The sequence below is a fragment of the Planktothricoides raciborskii GIHE-MW2 genome (genome assembly GCF_040564635.1).
Classification (GTDB): Bacteria; Cyanobacteriota; Cyanobacteriia; order Cyanobacteriales; family Laspinemataceae; genus Planktothricoides; species Planktothricoides raciborskii.
Window position 1 is genome coordinate 6,460,290 of the sequence record NZ_CP159837.1, and the last position, 23,820, is coordinate 6,484,109.

19 protein-coding genes are annotated in these 23,820 nt (G+C 46.2%); 10 read left to right on the forward strand and 9 right to left on the reverse strand.

The features are described from left to right. Positions 1-632 precede the first annotated feature (632 nt). On the reverse strand, positions 633-3,149 hold the full coding sequence (locus ABWT76_RS27575) for an IMS domain-containing protein (protein WP_054467565.1): 2,517 nt from the start codon (positions 3,147-3,149) through the stop codon (positions 633-635). Between the two features lie 340 nt (positions 3,150-3,489). Between ABWT76_RS27575 and pdhA the strand changes: the two genes are divergently transcribed. The 4 genes from pdhA (at position 3,490) to ABWT76_RS27595 (ending at position 7,525) form a co-directional block, all read left to right on the forward strand. Continuing rightward, the gene (gene pdhA / locus ABWT76_RS27580; RefSeq protein WP_190879466.1) at positions 3,490-4,524 is read left to right on the forward strand and encodes a pyruvate dehydrogenase (acetyl-transferring) E1 component subunit alpha; all 1,035 of its coding nucleotides are present in this window, start codon (positions 3,490-3,492) and stop codon (positions 4,522-4,524) included. A 373-nt stretch (positions 4,525-4,897) separates the two neighbouring features. Continuing rightward, positions 4,898-6,175 (forward strand): VWA domain-containing protein, encoded by a 1,278-nt coding sequence (locus tag ABWT76_RS27585; RefSeq protein WP_354635261.1) that lies wholly within the window; start codon positions 4,898-4,900, stop codon positions 6,173-6,175. Next, a complete protein-coding gene (locus ABWT76_RS27590) occupies positions 6,172-6,576 on the forward strand; it encodes an FHA domain-containing protein (protein ID WP_354635262.1) in 405 nt (134 codons plus the stop codon). Before ABWT76_RS27585 ends, ABWT76_RS27590 begins: the two co-directional genes overlap by 4 nt. Continuing rightward, positions 6,569-7,525 (forward strand): protein phosphatase 2C domain-containing protein, encoded by a 957-nt coding sequence (locus tag ABWT76_RS27595; protein ID WP_354635263.1) that lies wholly within the window; start codon positions 6,569-6,571, stop codon positions 7,523-7,525. The genes ABWT76_RS27590 and ABWT76_RS27595 overlap by 8 nt, the downstream gene beginning before the upstream one ends. Here ABWT76_RS27595 and ABWT76_RS27600 read toward each other — a convergent pair whose 3' ends face one another. Further along, positions 7,526-7,729 (reverse strand): hypothetical protein, encoded by a 204-nt coding sequence (locus ABWT76_RS27600; RefSeq protein WP_354635264.1) that lies wholly within the window; start codon positions 7,727-7,729, stop codon positions 7,526-7,528. Positions 7,730-8,004: 275 nt separating this feature from the next. Here ABWT76_RS27600 and ABWT76_RS27605 point away from each other — a divergent pair, with 275 nt between their 5' ends. Beyond that, positions 8,005-8,763 carry an FHA domain-containing protein gene (locus ABWT76_RS27605; protein WP_354635265.1) on the forward strand — a complete coding sequence of 253 codons (759 nt, stop codon included), beginning with the start codon at positions 8,005-8,007 and terminating at the stop codon, positions 8,761-8,763. 603 nt (positions 8,764-9,366) lie between these two features. Here the strand turns inward: ABWT76_RS27605 and ABWT76_RS27610 are convergent. From ABWT76_RS27610 to ABWT76_RS27625, 4 genes are all read right to left on the reverse strand, one after another. Continuing rightward, a complete protein-coding gene (locus tag ABWT76_RS27610) occupies positions 9,367-11,295 on the reverse strand; it encodes a bifunctional serine/threonine-protein kinase/formylglycine-generating enzyme family protein (RefSeq protein ID WP_354635266.1) in 1,929 nt (642 codons plus the stop codon). A gap of 4 nt (positions 11,296-11,299) precedes the next feature. Further along, positions 11,300-11,944: a 4Fe-4S single cluster domain-containing protein gene (locus ABWT76_RS27615; protein ID WP_190879472.1), complete on the reverse strand. Its 645-nt coding sequence runs from the start codon at positions 11,942-11,944 to the stop codon at positions 11,300-11,302. 632 nt (positions 11,945-12,576) lie between these two features. Continuing rightward, positions 12,577-12,996, reverse strand: coding sequence for a type II toxin-antitoxin system VapC family toxin (locus ABWT76_RS27620; RefSeq protein ID WP_054467584.1), 420 nt, complete (start codon positions 12,994-12,996; stop codon positions 12,577-12,579). Between the two features lie 110 nt (positions 12,997-13,106). Further along, positions 13,107-13,331, reverse strand: coding sequence for a DUF2281 domain-containing protein (locus tag ABWT76_RS27625; RefSeq protein WP_190878296.1), 225 nt, complete (start codon positions 13,329-13,331; stop codon positions 13,107-13,109). 357 nt (positions 13,332-13,688) lie between these two features. On the opposite strand from ABWT76_RS27625, the gene ABWT76_RS27630 reads away from it, so the two are divergent. Both ABWT76_RS27630 and ABWT76_RS27635 read left to right on the forward strand, forming a co-directional pair. Then, positions 13,689-14,966, forward strand: coding sequence for a hypothetical protein (locus ABWT76_RS27630; RefSeq protein ID WP_354635267.1), 1,278 nt, complete (start codon positions 13,689-13,691; stop codon positions 14,964-14,966). A gap of 112 nt (positions 14,967-15,078) precedes the next feature. Next, complete coding sequence (locus tag ABWT76_RS27635; RefSeq protein WP_354635268.1) at positions 15,079-17,106, forward strand: AAA family ATPase; 2,028 nt, start codon at positions 15,079-15,081, stop codon at positions 17,104-17,106. Positions 17,107-17,393: 287 nt separating this feature from the next. Here the strand turns inward: ABWT76_RS27635 and ABWT76_RS27640 are convergent, their stop codons facing one another. Beyond that, positions 17,394-17,648, reverse strand: coding sequence for a hypothetical protein (locus tag ABWT76_RS27640; RefSeq protein ID WP_242049889.1), 255 nt, complete (start codon positions 17,646-17,648; stop codon positions 17,394-17,396). Positions 17,649-17,886: 238 nt separating this feature from the next. Here ABWT76_RS27640 and ABWT76_RS27645 point away from each other — a divergent pair, with 238 nt between their 5' ends. After that, positions 17,887-19,056 carry a tocopherol cyclase family protein gene (locus tag ABWT76_RS27645; protein ID WP_354635269.1) on the forward strand — a complete coding sequence of 390 codons (1,170 nt, stop codon included), beginning with the start codon at positions 17,887-17,889 and terminating at the stop codon, positions 19,054-19,056. 295 nt (positions 19,057-19,351) lie between these two features. Here ABWT76_RS27645 and ABWT76_RS27650 read toward each other — a convergent pair whose 3' ends face one another. Both ABWT76_RS27650 and ABWT76_RS27655 read right to left on the reverse strand, forming a co-directional pair. After that, positions 19,352-19,735, reverse strand: a complete 384-nt coding sequence (locus ABWT76_RS27650) for a DNA-binding protein (RefSeq protein ID WP_190878286.1) — start codon at positions 19,733-19,735, stop codon at positions 19,352-19,354. Positions 19,736-20,094: 359 nt separating this feature from the next. Continuing rightward, on the reverse strand, positions 20,095-20,223 hold the full coding sequence (locus tag ABWT76_RS27655) for a hypothetical protein (protein ID WP_255353219.1): 129 nt from the start codon (positions 20,221-20,223) through the stop codon (positions 20,095-20,097). 213 nt (positions 20,224-20,436) lie between these two features. Here ABWT76_RS27655 and typA point away from each other — a divergent pair, with 213 nt between their 5' ends. Both typA and ABWT76_RS27665 read left to right on the forward strand, forming a co-directional pair. Then, complete coding sequence (gene typA / locus ABWT76_RS27660) at positions 20,437-22,230, forward strand: translational GTPase TypA (RefSeq protein WP_054467597.1); 1,794 nt, start codon at positions 20,437-20,439, stop codon at positions 22,228-22,230. 123 nt (positions 22,231-22,353) lie between these two features. Then, positions 22,354-23,790: a site-specific DNA-methyltransferase gene (locus ABWT76_RS27665; RefSeq protein ID WP_054467599.1), complete on the forward strand. Its 1,437-nt coding sequence runs from the start codon at positions 22,354-22,356 to the stop codon at positions 23,788-23,790. Positions 23,791-23,820: the final 30 nt, after the last annotated feature.

The window sequence follows — 23,820 nt, forward strand, 5'->3', positions numbered from 1 at the left end:
ATAAAACTTATGGGAAATTTTATCGATTCACATTTTGTTACATTCAATACACTCTTTCTTTGGGATCATCGGGATCGCTTTACTAAGTAAATATTGCAAAAAATTTTCTATTCGATCAAGGGGGTGACAAGTTCATTCCAAGTAGATTTACGGATTCATAGGCAGATCGGGGATCATTTGGTTAATTTTTCTTGACATAAAGCCCGTCAAGCACGGTTCTAGAAGGCCAAAATGTCATATTTTCATAACAAATTAAGCCATAGTATCCTAAACAACAGACATTTGAGGGATCTACCTGGGCAAAAGCCGATGAAATGAGGTCGTGAAATTAGGCAGGAAAAAATGGCGATCGCCCCTAGCCGCCAGAAAACTCCGGCCGGCGTCGCCAACAAACTCCCTCAAAATAATCCAGATACCCGCTTTGGCATCAAATAAACACCAAGTACGAACCCGCGCATTCGGATATTAAATTTGGGGGTTAACACTTGTTAAATTATTGCCCGAAGGCGAAAGCCCCTACATCAAGGCTGAATCTCAGAAATCATTTCAGCATCGCCATGAAAGTCCTGTTAAAACTAATCGAAAAATCCTATAAACAGACAAAAAACCAGGCAATGCTTAAGAAATCTTCTCTATTGTAAAATCTCCCAATTACGCAGTCGCCATTGACCATTATTTTTATCGCGAACTAATTCATACCGAACCCGCAACTGTTCATTTCCATCTCTAACAAACTGACCGCCTTCATATAATTTACCCACTTCAGTCACATCTACTTCCACCGTAGCTTGATTCGGATCGGTTTTATTCACTTCAATTTGTCTAACATTAAGCTGATGCTGCTGATACTCCCAGTACCAATTTTGCTGTTTGGCCAACTGGGCTGTTTCTCGCCAACTAGACAAAGCCGGATCGAGCAAAATCGTATTGAGTTGCTCAAATTGATGCTGTGGACCGAGGGCTTGTGATTTCAGGGCAAACCATTGCTGAATCACCTGAGTCGCCTGTTGCTGATTTAACTCCGTATTGCCTGACGGGGCGGCAGATTTTTGGGGATCGGGAATCGGGATGACTGCCGATTTGTCGGCCAAGTTAACATCACTTAAGTAAATCTGGAGTTGTTCCCCTTTGAGGGTTGGACCAGAGAAAAAGATCGCTCTGAGCAAACTCCAAAACAGCCAAATTCCCACCAGACCTACAGCCCCGACTAAAACCAGCCGTTCAACCTTCAGCCCTTTAATCATCAGGGCTTCGGAGCTTTTTTTCGAGGATTTGGCGGCACTGCGAGGTGAAGTCCCACTACTCTGGGGGGGATAAGGGGGGGTTCCTACCCGGGCTGCTATGGGCAAACGAGACTTATCTTCGGATCTGGTCTCCCCAGACACCGAGTTGCTTCTAAAGGTATCGGCGGACGCAACCCGGTTTCTGATGTTGCCAGTAGTTTCCAGCGGTCTAGAAATTGGCCGACTACTTCTGTCAGCGGGTAAGCTTGGGGAAGGGGTGGAAACCGGAACCTTTGAAGGGCTCGGATTTCTAATCGCACTCGGCAAGGGACTAGAGATTGTGGTAGGGGTTGTGCCGCCAGAAGTTACAGACCCCCGAGGACTCTGACTACTTGACCCGGCAATAATTCCGTTACTCGGAGACTGCCCCGATGTAGCATTAGTAGCATTAGATTCTGCCATCCGTTCGCTTAGAGATGGCATGGTCAAAGTCGGTTCCCGATAAGCTGCGGGTTGGGGCAATCCTACAGTAATCGGAGATTTTGGCGGTGGCACAACCATCCATTGATTGGCCTCATCCACTGAAGACTCCGGCAAGGATTCCAAATAGGCTTGACAGTTGGGATCGGCAAAATAATCCTTTAAAGAGACTTGAGCTTGGAGCAAATCTCTAAAATAAGGAAAAACTTCTGATTGCAGCCAGCGTTCGCCATACAAACATAATCCGGGCAGTAAATCGGGAGAATCTTTAGAATTTTCTCTAATAAACTCCAGCACATCATGTTCTTGGGTCAGATCCAACGCATGAGACGCTTGCTCGGTCTGACCGAGTAATAAAGCACAGACTGCTTGTTCTAAGTGAACATCTTGCCTGCGGGCTAAATGAGTCAACATTAAACTAGCACGGCGAATCAGTGCCGGTTGTCTGTTGGCAAAGCCACGGGCTATTAATGCATAGACCGCTAGATAGGTGGCGACCGCCGAGGGACGACGGGCTTCGGCTTCAAATAATTCTTGTTGTTCGCCTGCGGTTAAGTGGCTGCGGAGTTGTTGGATAAACCGGAGAAAGTCATCGACATTTAAACCGGAACGGTCATCGCCGCTGCCATCAATTCCTTGGCGTTCTTCTAACATATCGCGCAGGAGTTCCAAGCCATGCCGACGTTCTTTTACTTTTGACTCAGGCAGGGCTAATAATTCTAAGATGCGATAAGGCCGCAGTTTATACAGGTCTGCTTGAATTTCTCCCCGGACGCTGGGAAATAATTCTTCACGCAAGAGTAATTCTTGGCCAGTTTCTAAAGATGTGGCGGCTTTTTGATATTGCCCTTGTTGCCATTGTTCTCTTCCCAGTTCTAAACAAGCTAGGGCTAAAGTCAGCACAATATCGGGGACAACTAGCTGAGGATCGCCAAATTTAGAAACCGGGTTTCTATGAGAAATGTCTGTTGCCCCACCGGCTTCTACATAGAAACCCGGTTTCTGGCTAATGTTATTGGCATTATTTGCACCTAGATGGGGCAGACCTAGTTTGAGTACAAGCTCATATTCTCCTAATTCCTGGAGAATCAGCAAGGCACCTACGAGTTGTTGTGGTTCTATTCCAATACTCGGAGTATGAGGATCAAAGTCAGCGCTTCCCGGTTGAGTCCGATTGATCGATGGCTTGGCTTCCAATTGCTTGCCGGATTCCATCTCATTGTATGTTTTAGCTAGGAAGCTGGCATCATAAATTTGGCGTTCTTCAGGATCGCTCAGAATAGCATAAGCTTCGTCTATGAGTTGTTTGCGTAAATCAATGGCAATATCAGAATATTCTCGACGCGGATATTGTCGGCTGCGATCGCGATGGGCTTGTTGTAATTGTTCAGCGGTTGCTTGGATCGGTAAACCGAGAATGCGGTAATAATCAAGTGGAACTAGCACTATTAATCCCCCTGCTCACGAGTAACATCTAGTTAGCTTATAGTTAGCTGTTTTTGGCTTCTGACCGAACGCACCGTTATCGTGCGATAATTATACGCTCTAGCTTCATAGCTAAAAGTGTACACGCATTCATTAATCGTAGCGACTCGCCACTTAGGATCGGTGAACGCCTTCTCGCTCGTAGAGAAGAGAGGAGAGAGGATGCATGGCTAACCGTTGACCGTTGACCGTCAACCATAAATCGTCATCCGATCGGATCTGTTGCCAAGGTAGTGGCGATCGAGGATGATAAGTTGAAAAAACCTGTCTAAATTTTATTTGCGATCGGTAGGAGAATTAAATGTTTCAGGAGCGAACTGCACCAGTTTATCAGGCCAGCGCAACAGAAGTCACTAAAGAAGAAGGATTGATGTTGTATGAAGATATGGTCTTGGGGCGGTTGTTTGAGGATAAATGCGCCGAAATGTATTATCGGGGCAAGATGTTTGGCTTTGTTCACCTCTACAATGGCCAAGAAGCCGTGTCTACTGGGGTTATTCGGGCGATGCGGCGAGATGAAGATTATGTGTCGAGTACCTATCGCGATCACGTTCATGCTTTGAGTGCGGGTGTTCCAGCCCGGGAAGTGATGGCGGAGTTGTTTGGCAAGGCGACGGGTTGCTCTAAAGGTCGTGGGGGTTCGATGCACTTGTTTTCCGCAGAACACCGGCTTCTGGGGGGTTATGCGTTTGTGGCGGAAGGTATTCCCGTGGCAATGGGGGCGGCTTTTCGCAGCAAATATTGCCGAGAAACTATGAGTGATGAGAATGCGGATCAAGTGACCGCTTGCTTTTTTGGCGATGGGGCTGCCAATAATGGCCAGTTTTTTGAATGTTTGAATATGTCGGTGTTGTGGAAACTGCCGATTCTTTATGTGGTGGAAAATAATAAGTGGGCGATCGGGATGTCCCACGAACGCGCTACCTCTGTGCCAGAAATTTATAAGAAAGCCAGCGCTTTTGGGATGCATGGTGTTGAGGTGGATGGGATGGATGTGCTGGCAGTGCGGGCTGCGGCTAAGGAGGCGATCGCCCGTGCTCGTGCCGGAGAAGGTCCAACCCTGATTGAAGCCCTGACTTATCGTTTCCGAGGTCACTCTTTGGCTGACCCCGATGAAATGCGGTCGAAAGAAGAAAAAGAATTTTGGCACGCCCGCGATCCAATTAAGCGATTGGCAGACCATCTGATTACTTATGGTTTGGCTTCTGAGGAAGAGTTGAAGGCGATCGATCAAAGAATTCAAGGGGTGATCGATGATTCCCTGGAATTTGCCACCACCAGTCCCGAACCAGATGCCAGTGAACTGTATCGCTTTATTTTTGCGGAAGATGTATAGAGCGTAGTTCTTTTTGGGGAGCGGGGGAAAGTGAAAAGTCGTAGGGGCGAATGGCCAAGAGAGAAAAGAGAGGAGAGAAAAGAGAGGAGAGAATATCTTTCCTATGCATCCTCTTTCCTATGCATCCTCTTTCCTATGCATCCTCTTTCCTCTTTCCTATGCATCCTCTTTCCTATGCATCCTCCCTTTCACTATTCACTATTCACTCTCCCCTCTGCCCCTCCGCTCCTCTGCCCCCTATCACCCCTGCCCCCTCCGGGGGAGCGATCGAAAATACCATCTAATTTCTATGCGTTTACCATAGTTCTGAGCCAATCTAGTTGGTAAGGTTGAAGCATCAAGCTAAAAGATTATTTAGATTATCGAGATACTTATGTTTGACCTTCAACTTGACTGGGATCTTCCCGCTAAGATTAGTTCTCAGAATACCAATCACGTTCTGCGGGTGCGGATGACCCCGATCGCAGATGCGCCGAAAATGCCCTTGCACCTAGCGATCGCCCTCGATACCAGTTCCTCCATGCACGGGGAAAAACTGGAACGGGCTAAAGCGGCTTGTGAAATGGTGATTCGTCAACTCAGAGACAGCGATCCGCAGAACCCCCCCTTGCCCCCCCTTAGTAAGGGGGGGTTAAGGGGGTTGAGCGATCGCCTCTCCCTGGCTAGTTTTGCCACCAATGTTTCTCCTTTAATTAACGCCACTTCGGGGAATACCTCTCAGACACGAGAAGCGATCGCCCAACTTCGCGCTAACGGTGTCACCCGTACCGACCTTGCCCTAAAATGGTTGCAACAAGCCCTACCTCCAGAACCCGGAGTTGCCAGAGTTGCCATCCTAATTACCGACGGGCATCCCACCAACAATCAAGGACAGATTCTCGAAAATACCGACTCTCTGATTGATATGGCTAGACAATGCGCCAATTCGGGGATTAATCTTTGTACCGTGGGCTTGGGCAATGCCGCACATTTCAATACGGACTTTCTGGTGACATTAAGCGATCGCGGTCGTGGGGCATTTATTTACGCTGATACTCCCAGCAGCTTAGAACCACAATTACAAGAACGGTTATCCAGCTACCAGGCGATCGCCTTCGACGCAGTGCAACTAATTCTCACTCCTCTCGCTGGGTCTGAGGTGGAAAGCTTCTGTCGCTATCGTCCCGAATACCTGCCTTTAGAAGAAACTGCCCCCAACGAACTCATCCTCACCGCCCTTTCCTCCACCGAACCCACCGACGTTCTGATTCTAGTCAACGTCCCTCCTCTGGGTTTTAATGACCCTAGCACCTCTAAACCCGTGCTCAATGTTCAACTACAAGGGCCAAACATGAATCCCGTCCGCGCTACTGCGGCGATCGAATATACCACTTCCTATAGAAAAGCTCAGACCGTGAATCAAGAAGTCGATCGCGATCGCCTCGGATGGGAAATTAACCTCAACAGCACCGAACTGCCCAGCAGCCACGACCCCAACCGCACCGGGGAACTGCTCACCAACATTCAAGTTGCCGCTTACAAATCCGGTCGCACGGACATAATGCAGCAAGCCGCACAACAGCTTCAAGAATTACAAAATTCAGGAAAACTGAACCCCGATCGCATGACTTCACTGCTACGGGATACCCGCAAAACTGGAGAAATCCTATGATGGACGGATTTGGACTCGACCCCATTCCCAGACGGCAACGACTCCTTCCCGAAACCACTTACTTAGTGGTACTCAACGGGCCGCAAAAAAATCGGCTTTTTCCCCTAACGCAAATGCGATCGCTGGTCGGACGGAACGACCCGCCCCACTGCCAGGTAGAGATCGATCTCAATGACTGCGAACTAGGCAACCCACCAATGGTTTCGCGTCGTCATGCCCTATTGCAATGGCAAGACGGAAGCCTACAAATTCGCGATTTAGGTAGTCGCAACGGAACATTTATCAACGAGAAAAAATTAGATGTTCCGCCCAATCAAAAATTTTCCGAACCTGTTGCCCTAGAAATTGGCAGTCGCATTCGCTTAGGCAACATTCAACTTGAGGTAATTAACCGTGAATAAACCGATAAATAACTCTGAAAATAACTCTATAAATATCCCTGAAAATAACTCTATAAATTCCCTTGAATTAGCCCCAATTCAAGTTAGCCAACTTAACTGGGCTACTCTCTGTTCGGTTTCCCATATTGGAAAAGTGCGTACCGAAAACCAAGATGCTTTTTTACTGGAACCTTGGCCGGATAAATCAGCAATTTTGGCCGTAGTTGCTGATGGCATGGGGGGAGGTCGTGGCGGAAAACGAGCCGCTGAATTAGCCATTGAAACCTTTCGAGAACTGTTAGGCGAACCCTTGGCTAAACCTAGTAATAATAGTAATACTTTACTGGAACAATCAAACGAAAATTTGTCAGAAACCTCCGCAAGTCTATCAGACATATTATATCATAAATTAATCGAAAAATTTTACCAGGCTGACGAAAAAATTCGCTTAGAAGGCAGTCAAAGTTTCCAACTGATCGGCATGGGAACCACCGTAGTTGCTGCCATCATTACCCCTGAAGAATGCGTTCATCTTTATGCCGGAGATAGTAGACTTTATCACTTTAGAGAACCGCAGCACCTCTACAAAACCGCCGACCATTCCATCGTGCGGATTTTACTCGAAGTCGGTAAAATAACTCCCGAACAAGTGGAAAATCATCCTATGCGATCGCTCCTTAGTTCTTGTTTAGGTGGCAAAGAAGGCACCGGACAATTTTCAATCGACCCTAAATTTGGCCAACAACCATCACCGTTTTTGCCGCTACAACCAAACGATATTATTCTATTATCTAGCGATGGTTTACATGGGCATATTTCCGACTCAGAAATGCAACATTTAATCACTGAAAATATCAGCAATCCCGAACAGTTAATCACCGCCTTACGCGATCGGGCCTTAGACCAAGGAGGCAAAGACAACATTACCGCCTTAATCATTCAGCTTCAACCCAACTCTCAACTTTCTTAACTATAGCAATCCTATTTCAATCGTAATATTTTTGTAGGGGCGAATGGCCATTCGCCCTTGTAGGGGCGAATGGCCATTCGCCCCTACTGCTTGAAATATTAAATAAACTGCCGGAATGCGCGGGCCCGCTCTCCGCGAATAAATTATAAATATCTGTAGGGGCAAAGCATTTGCGCTATTAGCACTGCCCTGTCCTCCTGCCATATCCTTGTTCCCTTCTTAAAACATTCTCGATCGACAAAATCTCTCCAAAATCTCCCCAAAATCTCTCTTTGTGTCCTCTGTGTCTCTGTGGTTTCGATCCAGCCGTGTCCTTCGTTATCTCTCGTTCCCAGGCTCTGACTGGGAATGCCCCTCTAGAGGCTCTGCCTCGTGTCAGAAAAACCCGAAAAAACCCCCCCAACCCCCCCTTACTAAGGGGGGGCTTACTGATAAAATAGGGAAAAAAATCCTAGCCCCGACGTGCCCGTCCAACCACAATGGCAGACTTAATTCCCTATCTGATCATTCAATCCCCCAGTGGCGAAGAAAAAAAACTCGAACTCCGTGACACCCACTACACCATTGGCCGACTTTCTGATAATGACATATCTTTATCCGAAGATCCAAATAGTCTCATTACCCGCATCAAGCACTGTATTTTATATCGAGAAGCGGGACAATGGTTATTAACTGATAATAGCACCAATGGCACCATCGTGCAATGGGGCGAAAACCAAGAAAACATTCACCAAAAAACCATCGCCCTGAAACCGGAATCAGCGATTTTAATTCACCATTGGAAAATCACATTTTTCGACCCCAATGCCACCAACAAATATAAAACTAAGATCGTAAAATCATCGGCAGAATTAGCAGAATTATCGGAATTACCGAAAAAGCCATTAGAAATCAGCAGATTTATTTACAAAATCTCTCAAGCTACCTTGTATCATCAAATTGGCACAGAACGCACTGCAATTCCCTGCCGTCCCCAAGTAAATGCCATGCTGCGATATATGGCACAAAAAAATTTAGATAATCAAGGAGAACCCATTGTTTGTGAATATCAAGCACTGATTTCTGCGGTTTGGGGCAACGGGCCAGACGCGGAAGGACGCACTGCTTTAGAAGTCAATGGATTAGCCCGCGATATTCGTAAATTATTAGAAGAATATAGTAATATAAATGATGCAGAAGCAGCATTAGTCACTATCCGACGTATGGGTTATTTATTAAAAATTCAATCTGAATGGTAATTAGGTGGGCAAATTTTTTAGATTTGGCAATAATTTAAGGATTTTATAGCAATCCTAAATTGGTTGTGGTAATTGTAGGGGCGATCCCCCCGTGGTCGCCCCGTGTCCCTACTGTTGCATTAATTTTTGTAAATGGTATTATGAAGTACAAAAAAACCTGTCATTCCCGCGAATGCGGGAATCCAGAAAACCTCTGTACTTCATCCAGGTAATAACCGCTATATATAGCAATCCTAAATTGGTTGTGGTAATTGTAGGGGCGATCCCCCCGTGGTCGCCCCGTGTCCCTACTGTTGCATTAATTTTTGTAAATGGTATTATGAAGTACAAAAAAACCTGTCATTCCCGCGAATGCGGGAATCCAGAAAACCTCTGTACTTCATCCAGATAATAACCGCTATATATAGCAATCCTAAAGTGATGCGAAAAATTTTGTAGGGGCAATTCCTTTGGCGGTGGCTGCCCCTGGACGCTCCGGGGCAACCACGGGGGGATTGCCCCTACAAAAATATTACGATTGAAATAGGACTGCTATAACCAAAAAGCTCAAAAAAAAAGGCGCTTCGCGCCAAGAGGGAAAGAGGGAAAAAGAGTAAAGAGAAATTAAGTTCTCGGCAGGGAGACGGCAATACGAAACCCAACGAGGTAGCCCCGACCGCCGGGACTGCTGCAGTACCGAGCCGCCGAACGGCAGTACCTCGGAACGAGGTTCCAGTCCCCACCGCGCAACAGCTTATTTTTTTTATGTTCCAGAAATTTTTTCAGTAAATTTTGCCAATTCTCAAAATGATAATCATTATCATTCTTATTTTTAACAAAAATGCTTGAAAAAATAATTAAGTTAAAAATATTTTGAGAATCATTATCATTAGTATCTAGCCAGGGGCGACCGTCAGTCGGGGCGCCAGTATAGCTGTCATGCCAATCATCTAAACACCATTCCCACACATTCCCATGCATATCGTGCAAACCCCAAGCATTCGCCGCATTCAGGCTACCCACCGGAATGGTCTCTCCCAGACGAACCCCTTTCTGACCCCTGCCGTAAGTATGGTTGCCGTCGTAGTTAGCCACTTCTGCCGAAATAGTTTCCCCAAAATGAAAGGGGGTAGTGGTGCCAGCACGACAGGCATATTCCCATTCTGCCTCGCTGGGCAGACGGTAGTTTTTCCCTGTTTTCTGACTCAACCGCGCACAGAATTCGATACAGTCGTACCAAGTAACACACTCTACGGGGCGGTTGTCCCCTTTGAAGTCTGACGGGTCGGGGTCGAGGTCGCGGTGAATTTTCGGCAAATTAGCCACCACCCGCCATTGAGCCTGGGTAACTTGAGTTTGCCCCAGGCAAAATTCCGCGATACTGACTCGATGTTGCGGACTTTCAGCCTTCGTTCGTCCTGCTTCTGTGTGCGGGGAACCCATCAGGAAGCTGCCAGAGGGAATTCTCAGCAAGGGAAACTCCACGCCGTTGATAAGTTCGATATAGCCTTGGTTGCTGCCCTGGTTGCGGCTGCTGATATTGCCTTGGGGGTCGAGTTTTACTACAGCGTAAGAGAATGTTTTCCAGTCTTCCCGCCCTTTGAGGATTTCCAGCGCGGGAATAACCGGAGAAATGACAGGTGGGTGGATTCCCGCCTGCGCGGGAATGACAGGAGGATGGATTCCCGCCTGCGCGGGAATGACAGGAGGATGGATTCCCGCGCAGGCGGGAATGACAGGTGGTTTCAGCGCCTCTAGTACCCGTTCAGCCGTCCACCGTTGCCGTCTGTCCTCTTGCAAACAGCCCCGGACAATTGACTCTAACTCTGAGGGAATATTATTTGGCAAAACTAAATTACCAGTCATCACCTGCTTGAGCAACTGAGTTTTTCCGTCAAAACTATAAGGAACTTGTCCGCTAACCGCATTCACCACCATAATTCCCAGAGACCAAACATCCCAAGCCGTAGAAATCTTACCTCGATCGCCGAATGCTTCCGGGGGCGTATAGGCAATGGTGCCACTAGGGTTGGCAGTTTGGGCATAACTCTGACTGCCCAAACTCCGCACTAAACCAAAATCAGACAATTTCCAGGTATTGTTCAGCCAGAGAACATTTCCCGGCTTCAAATCCCGATGCACTTTATTTTGACCGTGCAGGTAAACCAACCCCGCCGCCACATCCCCAGCCAATTTTTTCGTATCGGCCACGGACAGCTTGCCCTGTTCTAGGCGCTTCTCTAGGGAATATTCGGCTTTTTCCATCACTAAATAAAGAAAGTCAATCCCATTTAACTGGCAATCTCCTGCTGCATAAGAGCGGATTAAATTAGGATGGTCTAAACGAGTCGCTTCGATCAATTCCTCGAGTTGCTCGTTGGTATTATCGGCAATCAATTTAATCGCCAATTCTCGCAGCAGCCGGTCTCGGACTACTTCATCGGCCAGAAAAACGCCCCCAAAGCCCCCAGCGCCGAGCACTTTTCTTAAATGGTACAGGTCTTTGATTACCTGTCCTACGAGCATTTTGTATAGCAGTTCAGCTTGATTCATTTCTCTAAACCCGAATGATAATTCCGCGTTTTTGCATTTGTGCCTCGAACTGTTGGCGAAATTGAGGCATCCCCGGCACGCCAGTAAAATAAACCTCCCCATTGCTTCCAGACACAAAGGTGAGTCCCGCTGAGTTATCCCCAGCCGCCAAACGTTCTGCCACCGTGACTCGATACCGTGGGGTCAAGCAGAGCAAACGCTGATTCCGAGAACCCCGCCACAATAGGTCATCGTGTTGGGACTGAATATATGTCCCATCTACCAGTAAATCAATTTTTTGCAACAATTGTCTTTGGGAGTTGGTTCCCTGTTGTTGAAGTGCTTCCAGTCGATATCCCGTATAGCACATTACTCCTAAATCCCGTTCCTGGCGAATCAGATCGATTAACTGAGTTAAAGCCCCTGCTTGGATCGTCGGTTCGCCCCCAGATAAGGTAATGCCTTCGATGTGCGGTTGCCCCAATACCCAGTCAGCCAGTTCCCCTAGGGTAATTTCTTCGCCACCGTTATGATCCCAAGATTCGGGAACGATACAACCGGGACAAGCGAAAGCACAGCCTTGAACCCAGATAACCGCTCGTTGTCCGGGTCCCAATACTCCCACGGGGGCTTCTCGACGAAAAATGCGTAAGGTGGTTTGCGGTGTCATAAGCCTGAAAGATGTTTTAAATGTTGCTATTCGTAGTCTGGCATTTTGTCAGCAGTGGCGGAATGACAGGAAGATGCCAGTCTTATGGTAACTGCATGGAAATTAAGATCGTAGGGTGGGCAAATGAATCAAAGCCTTACAGCGGTTTTCTTTCTTACTGAACCACGATCTGACCCGCGCCCAAGCGTAGGGGCGAATGCGAGAACGCCCCTACATTTAATATTTTTCCTCGTTTTCCTCGTTCGTTTTCCTCGTTCCCAGGCTCCAGCCTGGGAATGCCAGTCGAGAGGCTCTGCCTCGCGAGGGCTGGTTATAAGTAGGTGGGCAGAAATAAATGCACCACAGACCAGATCGGGAGAAAAACTGTCATTCCCGCGCAGGCGGGAATCCACAGCCTATCGGCGGGGAACGAAAAGTGCAATTAATTATGTTCACCTACTTACCAAGTTATACCAAGCATCAAAAATTATTGCTACGATTTCGAGGTTAATTTGGGCGCAAGCATTGCGCCCCTACAGATGCCAAATCACCAGATATTGTAGGGGCGAATGCGAGAACGCCCCTACATTTAATATTTTTCCTCGTTCCCAGGCTCCAGCCTGGGAACGAGAATGGAATCTTGCCCATCCTACTTACCAAATTGTCTGAATATTAGTTAAGGATTGAATTTGCGCGTCGCGAGTGACTAAGGGAAGATTCAAAGATAACGCAGTGGCGGCAATAATCCTATCAGGCATATCTGGCACTAGATGGCGGGGAATCTGACGCAAAGTTTGTGCTGTTATTAAATTTAAAGGGGCTATTTCTAATTCAGTCTCCGCATCGGATAAAGCCTGAATTAGTTGCCCAAATGCCTCTTCTGGCAATCGATATCTTTCCACTAGATAGCCTACTTCTACCACAGAAATCGCTGATACATAAATCAGATATCCTCCTGTAGATGCAGTATCTAAAGCATTCATAGCGGCTGGCGATAATCGAGTATGATCGCGCAAATAAGTAGGTGGGCAGAAATAAATGCACCACAGACCCAATGAGAAAAAAACTGTCATTCCCGCGAAGGCGGGAATCCACAGCCTATCGGCGGGGAACGAAAAGTGCAATTAATTATGTTCACCTACTTACCAGATAATTGTATGAGTGTCAGCGACAACGGCTGTCATTAAAAATCCTCTCTGGGAAAATTTCCCCACATTTCCTTTCTAGCTTGGGCGATATCTGCTTCCGTAATATTGATATCTAAATTATTCCACATTCCTTTAACACTTTTCCGAGGTTTTTTAGGAATGATTTTTTGTTGAAGAAACTCAGCAAAATCTAAAACTTCTTGTTGCTTATCTGGGGGCAATGTCTGCAACTTATCTAAAACGGCTTGCTCTAAATTCATTGTTAATTTTCTCCGTAATTATAAGTAGGTGAACATAATTAATTGCTCTTTTCGTTCCCCGCCGATAGGCTGTGGATTCCCGCCTGCGCGGGAATGACAGTTTTTCTTCTAATGGGGTCTGCGGTGCATTTATTTCTGCCAGTCTACTTACCTGATTTTTTTCATGTTTTAGCCAATATGCTCCGGCGATCGCATTTTTGCCATGACTTTGAGCTAATTACTATCCTATCAAATTCCATGTAAATTCCATATTCCTGACATTCTTCTCCTATGGAGTTTTTCCCCAACCAACCTTAGTCTGGAGATAACCCTAGAAACCGGGTTTCTGCATCAACTTATATATAAGGAGAAACTCCCATGAGTGGTAGCCCTAAATATTCCAGTGCGGAACTAGACCGCCAACGCCAAGAAAAACTGGAACGCGATCGCCGAGAACGGGCAGCAGAAGAAGAACGGCGCCGCCAAGAAGCGGCAGCCCGGGAAAAGCAACGTCGCCTAGAAAATCGTCGGACTAAAGTGCGGGAACAGGCGCAAAAGTTTCAGGCTGAATTGTCCCAACAACAAGCTAACCTGTATCCCAAGGCAGCCCAAACTCTGCAACAACAACTGCAACAGCATCAGCAAAAGATCCAAACAGCCCAGTCCGAACCGACTTTACAAGAAATTTCTCAGCATCTGGAACAATTGCAACAGGAAATGCAGGGTCATATTGCCCAAAAACGGCGCGATGATGAGGAGAAAAAGCGCCAAGCGGAACTGGACCGGCAACAGTTTGCCCTGGAAGAGTTGCAACGGCAATTAACGCAAATTCCCGATGGGGCTAAGTTTGCCCCCCAGTCTGAAGCTGATATAGCACAAAAACTGCAAAATGTCAAGCAATTCATCCAAACTGGCAACCCGATCGCCGTCCGACAACCCCTGCAAGCGGCAGAACAAGCCCTGGCACAACATCGCCAACGAGTGACCGAACGCCGCGCTGAGTGGCAACGACGCCAAGCCCAAGCAGAACAACAGTTAGGAGACTTGCAAGCCCTGATTGCCGGACTGCAAGCAGACCCGGTAGTGATGCGGTGGCAGCCCCAAGAAGTCGCGCAACTGGAAAGTCAAATCGCGGCGGCAACACAAGCGATTACCTCGGAACAGTTCGAGGTAGTGGGTGAAATTCTGGCCACTTGCCAACAGCAAAGCCAAAATACGATTAAAACTGCCAACGCCGCCCAACTTAAAGCAGACCAACGGGACTACATTGCCGATAGTATCGCCCAAAGCTTAGAGTCTCTGGGTTTTAGCATTCTCGCCCGCCAAGCGGAACATCCCGATAACCCTGCCAGTGCGGTAATTTTGGGCGCGGCCACCTATGCGGGGAAAGGTATTAGCGTTAGCATTCCCGTGGAAGGGGAAGTTTTCTACGATGTGGAGGGCTATAGCAAGAGTACGGAAGCGGCTGTGGGTGGGGGTTCGGCGGCAACCTGCGATGAAGCCGAAGCGGTGCTGAATGAAATGGGCAAAATTCTGGAGACGGAGTTTGGGGTACAAATGGGCGAGTTGCAATGGGAGGGAAAGGACCCTAACCGGAATATTCACCAAGCGGATAGCCTCCCCCGTAGTCAGGGTTCGCGATCGCGGACTGCGTGAATCTGAATACACCAAGCGGGCGCAAGCATTGCAGGGCGCAAGCATTGCAGGGCGCAAGCATTGCAGGGCGCAAGCATTGCGCCCCTACACCCCTAGTTTCGAGGACACCACCATGAACTTTCCGCTAATTTCCGCTCGTTGGATTTCTGACTTTGACAAACAACTACACCGCCGCAGTCATATTCTCCTTTACGGTGATATTCACGACCCCTTAGTATGGCGGGGAAACTATCTGTCTATTCAGGACTTTCTGAGCAGCTATTTCCAAGAACTCGACTTTAACCTGATCCTCCGCTATGACAGTATTGATGGGTTCACCTTTGCCGAACCGCAGATGCAGCAAGAGTTCCAGCGGATTTCTCAGGAACAACTCCGCCATCGTCATGGGGCAGCCCCAGACCTGCAACCTCCTAATGCTAATCCTGCTCCTAATGGTAATCCTGCTCCTAATGGTAATCCTGTGGCTGCACCACCTCGCGGCAACCCAGGGGCCGTTCTGCAACAACGTGGCAATGCTCAACTAAATCGCCGCATTCCCCCAGAAGAAGCTTTTGGACAATTGCGTTCTGTCCTCTGCCAAACCGAAACCGCGATCGCCGCAGTCATCGATTTGGGAGATATGCTCACTGCTGACCCCGATCGCTATGCTACGGAAGAACGCAACGCGCTGATTTTGCTGCAACGCTGCACTTTAGAAGCGGCGACGATCCAAGCAGGAACACTTCGAGGCTACCGCAATACGGTGATAATTTTGGCCAGCGACTTGAAACGAGTTCCCGTCTGGTTCTACAACAACAATCCTTATGTCAATTTAGTCCAAGCCACCTATCCCAACAAAGCCGAACGAAAATATTTTGCTTTGCGCTTTGGGGCAAATTTCTATGAGGGCGATCGGCTAAATGCGCGATCGGCTAACCCAAACCAAGCCTCGGAACTCGAACAAGTCGCCGAAGAATTCGCCGACCTCACCGACGGGTTTAAAACGATGGACTTAGAAGCCCTGCGTCTGACGTCAATTCAAAACCGTCTGCCTTTGAATCAACGAGACGCTATGCGCTTAGTGGACTTCTATAAATTCGGACAGCGAGACGAACCCTTTGAACAACTCAGCCGGGAAAAAGTGTCTCGGGCTGCGGAAACTTTGTCCCAAGAAGTCATCGGACAACCTCGGGCAATTCAAGCGGTGACGGATATGCTGACCACAGCGAAGGTGGGCATCAGCCTCAGCCAAGTTCGCGGACGCAACAGTAAACCAAAAGGCGTCTTTTTCTTTGTCGGTCCGACCGGGGTGGGCAAAACGGAGTTAGCCAAATCTCTCAGTCGTCTGATTTTTGGAGACGAGGAAGCTTTCGCCCGATTTGATATGAGTGAATATAAAGAGGAACACGCTGCGGAAAAGTTGGCCGGTTCTCCTCCGGGTTTTGTGGGCTATGAAGAAGGGGGACAATTGACCAACCGCGTTTTAGCCAATCCCTATAGCATTCTGTTATTTGATGAGATTGAAAAAGCACATCCAAAGGTATTGGACAAGTTTCTGCAAGTTCTCGAAGATGGTCGCTTAACTGATGGTAAAGGGCAGACGGCTTATTTCAATCAAACGGTAATTATTTTTACTAGCAATATCGGGGCTTCAGATTTAACCGACCCGCAAACCGGGGCGCTAATTCGTCCCGGAATTATGAATCAAGTACAGCATGAAGGAACGAGTCAGTACACTTATGACCAAGTTAACCAGCATTTTCGTGAGGAAGTAAGCTGGTATTTTTCCAGCCGAATTGGTCGAGCCGAATTACTGAACCGCTTAGGGGATAATATTGTCGTGTTCGACTTGTTGCGATCGCAATTTGTCACGCAAATTGGTCAGAAGTTTTTGGGACAATTGCAAGCATCATCCCAAGAAAAATATCGGTTATCCCTGAAATTTGATGCCTCGATTTTAACCGGGTTAACTGATTCTATGCAAGCCGGAGATAATTTGCTGTTTGGCGGTCGGAGAATTAAAACTTTGCTAGAAAGTTTGGTAGAACGACCTTTAAATCGGTGGATTTTTGATAATTATGTCAATCTATCAGAGATGGCTGGACAAACTTTAGAATTAAGTTTAGAGGTTGATAATAAATTGCGGGTTCAGCGTTCATAAAATCAATAAATCCGCATTGGGGGCTTTATGTCAAAAAGAGTTTTTGGCACCAATGGTGTATGAAGGATATTCTACATCTCAGGTAATTGAGACAAAGGCTAGAACAAGTGTTATTACTCAATCTCAAAAAAGGTCAAGTCATAATTAGGCATAATGCCCGGTTCCATCAAGGAAAAAAGTCAGATAATTAATTGAGAATGCGGGTTGTGAATTATTATTTTTACCAAAGGGAACAGGCAACAGGCAACTACTGCTACAGACAACAGGATGCTAATGAAAGAGGTGAATTATGAAAGAGGAAAACTCTCTCTTCTCTCTTCTCTCTTCTCTCTTCTCTCTTCTCTCTTCTCTCTTCTCTCTTCTCTCTCCTCCGAACCGCGTTCCCCAATATTCTCCTGACTTAAATCCAATTGAGCATTGGTGGCAAAAAAATCAAGAACGCTATCAAAAAAGAACTCCACCAGTATGATTTTAATCTCGATAAGGCGGTAGATGCAGTATTTGCGTATTTGTAGCAACGCCAGCGCGAAGCCTGCCCCCATGCAGCCTGCCCCCGTGCAGACGGGGGACGGGGGACGGGGGGAATCAAAACCTCATAATGTACCTCATAATATAGAAAAGTGCTGTATCTTTTGTGTAAATACTACTGTGCAAATACTATTGTGCAAATCATAGCAAATAATACAGAGACTATTGTGATTTAAAACGTAAAATATGATAAATTAAAATATCAAACAGTTTGCATATTATTAATTTACTCAAATCAAGAACTTAGGGAGGATGTCTTTGTCTCCAATTACTTCAACTTTTCAACGGAAAAATTTCCTACAAACTCCCCATAGTGGCTATCACTGGGATGGCAGCGATCGCCGTTTTTTTGAAGGCTGGTATTTTCGCGTGACTTTGCCAGAACATCGCCAAAGTTTTGCCTTCATGTATTCCATTGATGACCCCGCTGGGGGAACCGCAAATGCTGGTGGTTGCGCCCAAATTTTGGGGGCTAATGAACAATATTTTTGCCGAACTTTTCCCAATGTAAAAACTTTTTGGGCTGACTCCCAATCTTTGGCTTTAGGTCATTGGGGAAAAGTTAATGCATCGGCGAATAACTCTAATAACTATATTAAACCCAGATATTTAAACCCGGAGGAATTTAATGCCACCCTTGCCGAAGGGTATCAAGTTACTGCTACTTGGCATCAGGGCAAATTACAAGACCCCAGAACTAAACAATGGTGTTGCTGGGAATATCAAATTCAGCCGGTTTATGGCTGGGGCGATGATACCAGAGGGCAGCTATCAACCGGGGGAATTTTATCGTTTTTGCCGATTTTTGAACCGGGATGGCAAGTTTTAATGGCGCATGGTTTGGCTACAGGTTGGATTTCCTGGAATAACCAGCGTTATGAGTTTAATCATGTCCCCGCTTATAGTGAGAAAAATTGGGGCGGTTCTTTCCCCTCTAAATGGTTTTGGATTCATTGCAATTCCTTTAATAAATACCCGGATTTAGCTTTAACTGCTGCCGGGGGAAAACGTCAAGCATTATGGTGGCTGGAGTCCGTAGCAGCCATTGGCATTCACTATCAAAATAAATTCTATGAATTTGCCCCGTGGAATGCAGAAGTAAGCTGGGAAGTTGCCCCTTGGGGTTATTGGTGGATGACCGCAACTAATGATTACTATTCAGTGGAATTAGAGGGGATGACGAATCAGTCAGGAACCCTGGTCAGAGTCCCCACAGTTGATGGTTTACAGTTCCGTTGTCGCGATACGACCCAAGGTGATTTAAGATTGCGATTATGGGAAAAAAATTCCCCCAATTCTCCGCCTATTTTACAGGCAAATAGTAGTTTGGCAGGGCTAGAAACTGGGGGCGAACCTTGGCAAGAAACTTGGCGATCGCCTGTATCCGCAGTTAGTCGTCAGCAAGAGGCGATCGGCTATTAGACAATTCTGGCAAAATATCTGGCAAAATAAGCGATCGATCCTCCCAACCCCCCCTTAAAAAGTAAACCACACCCGTCGGGGATTAAAATCCCCGCCTCATAGCGCAAGTCGGTTTTAACCGACTAATCATGCTTGGTAGGGGTCAACGACCGTTGGCCCCTATAACAGCCCTTGACCCGTAAAGAATTTTAGTCAGTTTTAACCGACTGTAGGGGTCAACGGCCGTTGACCCCTACAGTCGGGATTTAATTCCCTGGCGGTTAATGTGGTTTATCTATCTGAAAAGCCCTGTAAGCTAAGTTTTGACCAATTCTTCTGCGACATTTTCAGTAACTACATTGTCAGTAACCGGGTAATCTATTTTTTCCGGTTCATTATCAACTTTAACGGTTAATTTTAATCCCACAACTTGCAGCCATTCAGCTAAATTATAAATCACCTCACTGCCACCATTAGATAGCAATCGTTCCAGCTTTTCTAGGTGAATTTTAACTTCTTCTGGGGTGAGGCGATCGCCTGCCAATGCTTGAGCAACATCTTTGAGGGCCAAAGCCAATAGTGCCTGGTCGGGTGCTTCGTCTTTTTCTAATTCTAAATGAGTTTCCACATAGCCAACGGCATAGTTGCGATCTTTTAACTTGGCCATCAAAAAATCATCATAAGATACAGATTTATTCATAGTTTTAACTCCGATATTCTAAATAGCCCCCTTTTTACAGCGGTTTTTAGATTAAAAAACCACATTAGACCTCTTGCAAAATAAATATTTCGACCCCCCCAACCCCCCTTTTTAAGGGGGGCTTTTAGGAATTTTGCAAGAGGTCTATTAACCACATTAACCACATTAACCACATTAACCGCCAGGGAATGAATTCCCTGGCTAATAGCTAAAGTCGGTTAAAACCGACTGAAATTCTGATAAATACAAGCATAATTAGTCGGTTTTAACCGACTTGCGCTATGAGGCGGGGATTTTAATCCCCGACGGGTGTGGTTTACTCAGTCTGGTGTAAAAGCTTTCTTGTCTAGCTTTCTTGTCTAGCTTTCTTGTCTATCGATCGTAGTTTTGGCTTTTTCGTCTTGGAGAGAATCAAACCACTTGGAAAAAGGAATCTTTCCCGCAGGGGTGATGTAAAGTTGAATATCTCTTGGTTGTGCTTCTGCCATATCATTCTAGCTAAGGTATCTTTGAGAAACAGGGTTTCTTGGTCAACCGTCTCACTTGAGTACCAAGTCAGCCCCGAGACAGAAAACTGAAATTTAACCAAAAAATCTGATTTCTCAGGATTGATCTGGTTAAATTACCAACTTGATCTGTTACAATTATTCATAAATTCTGCTGAATACAAACTAATATCACGTTTATCCTAGACGCAAGTTATGAGTCTTCCCATTCGCAACGTCGCTATCATTGCCCACGTCGATCACGGCAAAACCACTCTGGTGGATGCCCTCCTGAAACAATCTGGTATTTTTCGTGAAGGGGAAGACGTCCCTGATTGCGTCATGGACTCCAACCCCCTGGAACGGGAACGGGGGATTACGATTCTCTCCAAAAATACCGCCGTTCGCTACAAAGACACCTTAATTAATATTGTGGATACCCCCGGTCACGCTGACTTTGGCGGTGAAGTGGAACGGGTGCTCGGCATGGTCGATGGTTGTTTGCTAATTGTTGATGCTAACGAAGGGCCGATGCCACAAACTCGGTTTGTGCTGAAAAAAGCCTTAGAAAAAGGACTTCGCCCTATTGTGGTGGTGAACAAAATTGACCGCCCTCGCGCTGAACCTCATGGGGCAGTGGATAAGGTTTTAGACCTGTTTTTGGAACTCGGCGCCGACGACGATCAGTGCGAATTCCCCTATTTATTTGCTTCCGGTCTAGATGGATATGCCAAGAAAAACCTGGAAGAAGAAGGGGTGGATATGCAGCCACTATTTGAGGAAATCCTCGCCCATGTCCCAGCCCCGGTCGGCGATCCTACGAAACCCCTGCAATTACAAGTGACCACTTTGGATTATTCCGAATATATCGGTCGGATCGTGATTGGTCGGATTCACAATGGCACCATCAAAGCTGGGCAGCAAGCGGCTTTGGTGAAAGAAGATGGGTCAATTGTTAAGGCCAAAATTACTAAATTGATGGGCTTTGAAGGGTTAAGCCGCGTGGAAATTGCGGAATCCTCAGCGGGTAATTTGGTGGCAGTGGCGGGTTTTGCCGATGCGAATATTGGCGAAACTATTACTTGCCCCAATGAACCCCAAGCCCTGCCACTGATTAAGGTGGATGAACCTACTTTACAGATGACTTTCTGGGTGAATGATTCCCCGTTTGCCGGACAGGAAGGCACTTTTGTTACTTCCCGTCAGTTGCGCGATCGCCTAATGCGGGAACTGGAAACCAACGTTGCCCTACGGGTGGAAGAAGCGGACACCCCAGATAAATTATTAGTGTCCGGTCGTGGGGAACTGCACCTGGGTATTTTGATTGAAACCATGCGCCGGGAAGGTTATGAATTCCAAGTTTCCCAGCCCCAGGTGATTTACCGGGAAATTGGCGGTCAGCCTTGCGAACCGTTTGAATGTTTAGTCCTGGATGTCCCCGAAGAGGCGGTGGGTGCTTGCATCGAACGCTTGGGACAGCGCAAAGGGGAAATGCAAGATATGCGGGTGATTACTGGGGGTCGGACTCAGCTAGAATTTGCTATTCCCGCACGGGGATTAATCGGTTTCCGGGGTGAATTCCTGCGGATCACCCGTGGGGAAGGGATTATGAACCATAGCTTCTTGGATTATCGTCCTTTATCTGGGGATGTGGAAACCCGCCGCAATGGGGTGATTGTGGCTTTTGAAGAAGGAACCGCTACTTTCTATGCCCTGAAAAACGCTGAAGATCGCGGAGTTTTCTTTATTACTCCCGGTACTAAGGTGTATAAAGGCATGATTGTGGGCGAACATAATCGTGCTCAAGATTTGGATTTGAATGTCTGCAAAACCAAGCAGTTGACGAATATGCGATCGGCTAGTGGCGATGAATTAGTTCAGCTACAAACGCCGATTGATATGAGTTTAGAACGGGCGTTAGAATATATCAGTTCTGATGAACTGTTGGAAGTGACCCCGGAATCGATTCGTCTGCGGAAGATGAACGCGAAGAAATTAGCGAAACGCTAAAGAAAACCCTGGAAAAAATATGGGGGCAACCGCAGAAGAAACCGGGTTTCTGTGCAGAAACCCGGTTTCTGGCTTAATTTTTAACTTAATCATATAGACAAAATTTTATAGGCAGGATTTTTAATGGCGATCGGTCTGTCAAGCATCTCTAATATCATCCCTCAAGCAGAAACAGAAAATCTCAGGGAAATTGATATCCTTGACAAGCAATTATATGACCACTTTAAAACTAAATTTTTAGTCCAATCCTCCCTGACTAGACTTTTAGTCAGCTTTCAGGCAAATAAAACCAAACCAATGTATCGGTGGTACAAGTATAAAGAGGCGTTTTCCGCTTCTTTGGTGGAGTTTTTATTCCAGAAATATGAGATTTTCCAAGGGAAGATTTTAGATCCTTTTGCAGGGAGCGGGACGGCTTTATTTGCTGCCGGGGATCTGGGTCTTGATGGTGATGGCATTGAATTATTGCCCATTGGTCAAACCATAATTGAGACGAGAAAAATTTTTAATTCTGAATTTACCTCCGATGATATTGCCCGTTTAAAAGACTGGGTTAAATTGCCGTTATGGAAAAATTTTGAACATGAAACAAGTCTGCCAGAATTTAGAATTACTCAGGGGGCTTATTCCCTAGAAACTAAAACAGCCATTGAGGAATATATAGCCCGGTGCGATCGCGAAAATCCCAGAGTAAAAGCAGTTTTAATGTTTGCTTTACTTTGTATCTTGGAATCCGTAAGTTATACCCGAAAAGATGGGCAATATCTGCGGTGGGATTATCGTTCTGGTCGGGGTTCGGGGAAAAAACCTTTTAACAAAGGTGAAATTTTAACCTTCGAGATTGCCATCAGTCAGAAAATCAATGAAATCATCAATGATTTAGAACCAAACATAGAGCAAATCGAGCTTTTTCCCACCCAAAAGCCGCAAGGTCTGATTAATTTGTACAAAGGATCTTGTTTGGAATTAATGCCCAGTTTACCTGATGCCAGCTATGATGCTATTATGACCTCTCCCCCCTATTGTAATCGATATGATTACACTCGTACTTATGCCTTAGAACTGGCTTTATTGGGGGTTTCAGAACAGGGATTAATTGAGTTTCGTCAGCAAATGTTAAGTTGTACGGTTGAAAATCGTCCTAAAAATTTGTTAGCTATTAATTCAAACTGGGAATTGGCTGTAAATCTGGCAGATAGTCAATCTCTATTGCAAGCTATTTTAAAATATTTAGATAACCAAAAAATAGAAGGTTTATTAAATAACAAAAATATCCCCAGAATGGTCAAAGGATATTTCTATGAAATGGCTTGTGTCATCCAAGAATGCTCTCGTGTCCTTAAACCAGGAGCGCTTTTATTTATGGTTAATGACAATGTGCGTTATGCTGGGGCAAGCATTTCCGTGGACATGATTCTTTCTGCCTTGGCTGAAAAAGTAGGCTTTATTGTAGAGAATATTCTGGTTTTACCCAGTGATAAAGGCAACAGTAGTCAACAGATGGGAAATCATGGCCGCGACCCTTTAAGAAAGTGTGTTTATGTATGGAAAAAGCAATAAATGAGATGAATTTAAATCAGATTAATTTAA

Excerpts from the sequence above, each read along its gene's own strand:
- ABWT76_RS27640 (WP_242049889.1), bottom strand. The coding sequence starts at position 17,648 with ATGGGGGCAGGCTTCGCGCTGGCGTTGCTACAAATACGCAAATACTGC.
- ABWT76_RS27655 (WP_255353219.1), bottom strand. The coding sequence starts at position 20,223 with ATGGCAGAAGCACAACCAAGAGATATTCAACTTTACATCACCCCTGCG.
- ABWT76_RS27635 (WP_354635268.1), top strand. The coding sequence starts at position 15,079 with ATGAACTTTCCGCTAATTTCCGCTCGTTGGATTTCTGACTTTGACAAA.
- ABWT76_RS27600 (WP_354635264.1), bottom strand. The coding sequence starts at position 7,729 with ATGGCAGGAGGACAGGGCAGTGCTAATAGCGCAAATGCTTTGCCCCTA.
- ABWT76_RS27630 (WP_354635267.1), top strand. The coding sequence starts at position 13,689 with ATGAGTGGTAGCCCTAAATATTCCAGTGCGGAACTAGACCGCCAACGC.
- ABWT76_RS27665 (WP_054467599.1), top strand. The coding sequence starts at position 22,354 with ATGGCGATCGGTCTGTCAAGCATCTCTAATATCATCCCTCAAGCAGAA.
- ABWT76_RS27605 (WP_354635265.1), top strand. The coding sequence starts at position 8,005 with ATGGCAGACTTAATTCCCTATCTGATCATTCAATCCCCCAGTGGCGAA.
- ABWT76_RS27625 (WP_190878296.1), bottom strand. The coding sequence starts at position 13,331 with ATGAATTTAGAGCAAGCCGTTTTAGATAAGTTGCAGACATTGCCCCCA.
- pdhA (WP_190879466.1), top strand. The coding sequence starts at position 3,490 with ATGTTTCAGGAGCGAACTGCACCAGTTTATCAGGCCAGCGCAACAGAA.
- ABWT76_RS27585 (WP_354635261.1), top strand. The coding sequence starts at position 4,898 with ATGTTTGACCTTCAACTTGACTGGGATCTTCCCGCTAAGATTAGTTCT.
- ABWT76_RS27620 (WP_054467584.1), bottom strand. The coding sequence starts at position 12,996 with ATGACAGTTTTTTTCTCATTGGGTCTGTGGTGCATTTATTTCTGCCCA.
- ABWT76_RS27645 (WP_354635269.1), top strand. The coding sequence starts at position 17,887 with ATGTCTTTGTCTCCAATTACTTCAACTTTTCAACGGAAAAATTTCCTA.
- ABWT76_RS27590 (WP_354635262.1), top strand. The coding sequence starts at position 6,172 with ATGATGGACGGATTTGGACTCGACCCCATTCCCAGACGGCAACGACTC.
- ABWT76_RS27610 (WP_354635266.1), bottom strand. The coding sequence starts at position 11,295 with ATGAATCAAGCTGAACTGCTATACAAAATGCTCGTAGGACAGGTAATC.
- typA (WP_054467597.1), top strand. The coding sequence starts at position 20,437 with ATGAGTCTTCCCATTCGCAACGTCGCTATCATTGCCCACGTCGATCAC.
- ABWT76_RS27650 (WP_190878286.1), bottom strand. The coding sequence starts at position 19,735 with ATGAATAAATCTGTATCTTATGATGATTTTTTGATGGCCAAGTTAAAA.
- ABWT76_RS27615 (WP_190879472.1), bottom strand. The coding sequence starts at position 11,944 with ATGACACCGCAAACCACCTTACGCATTTTTCGTCGAGAAGCCCCCGTG.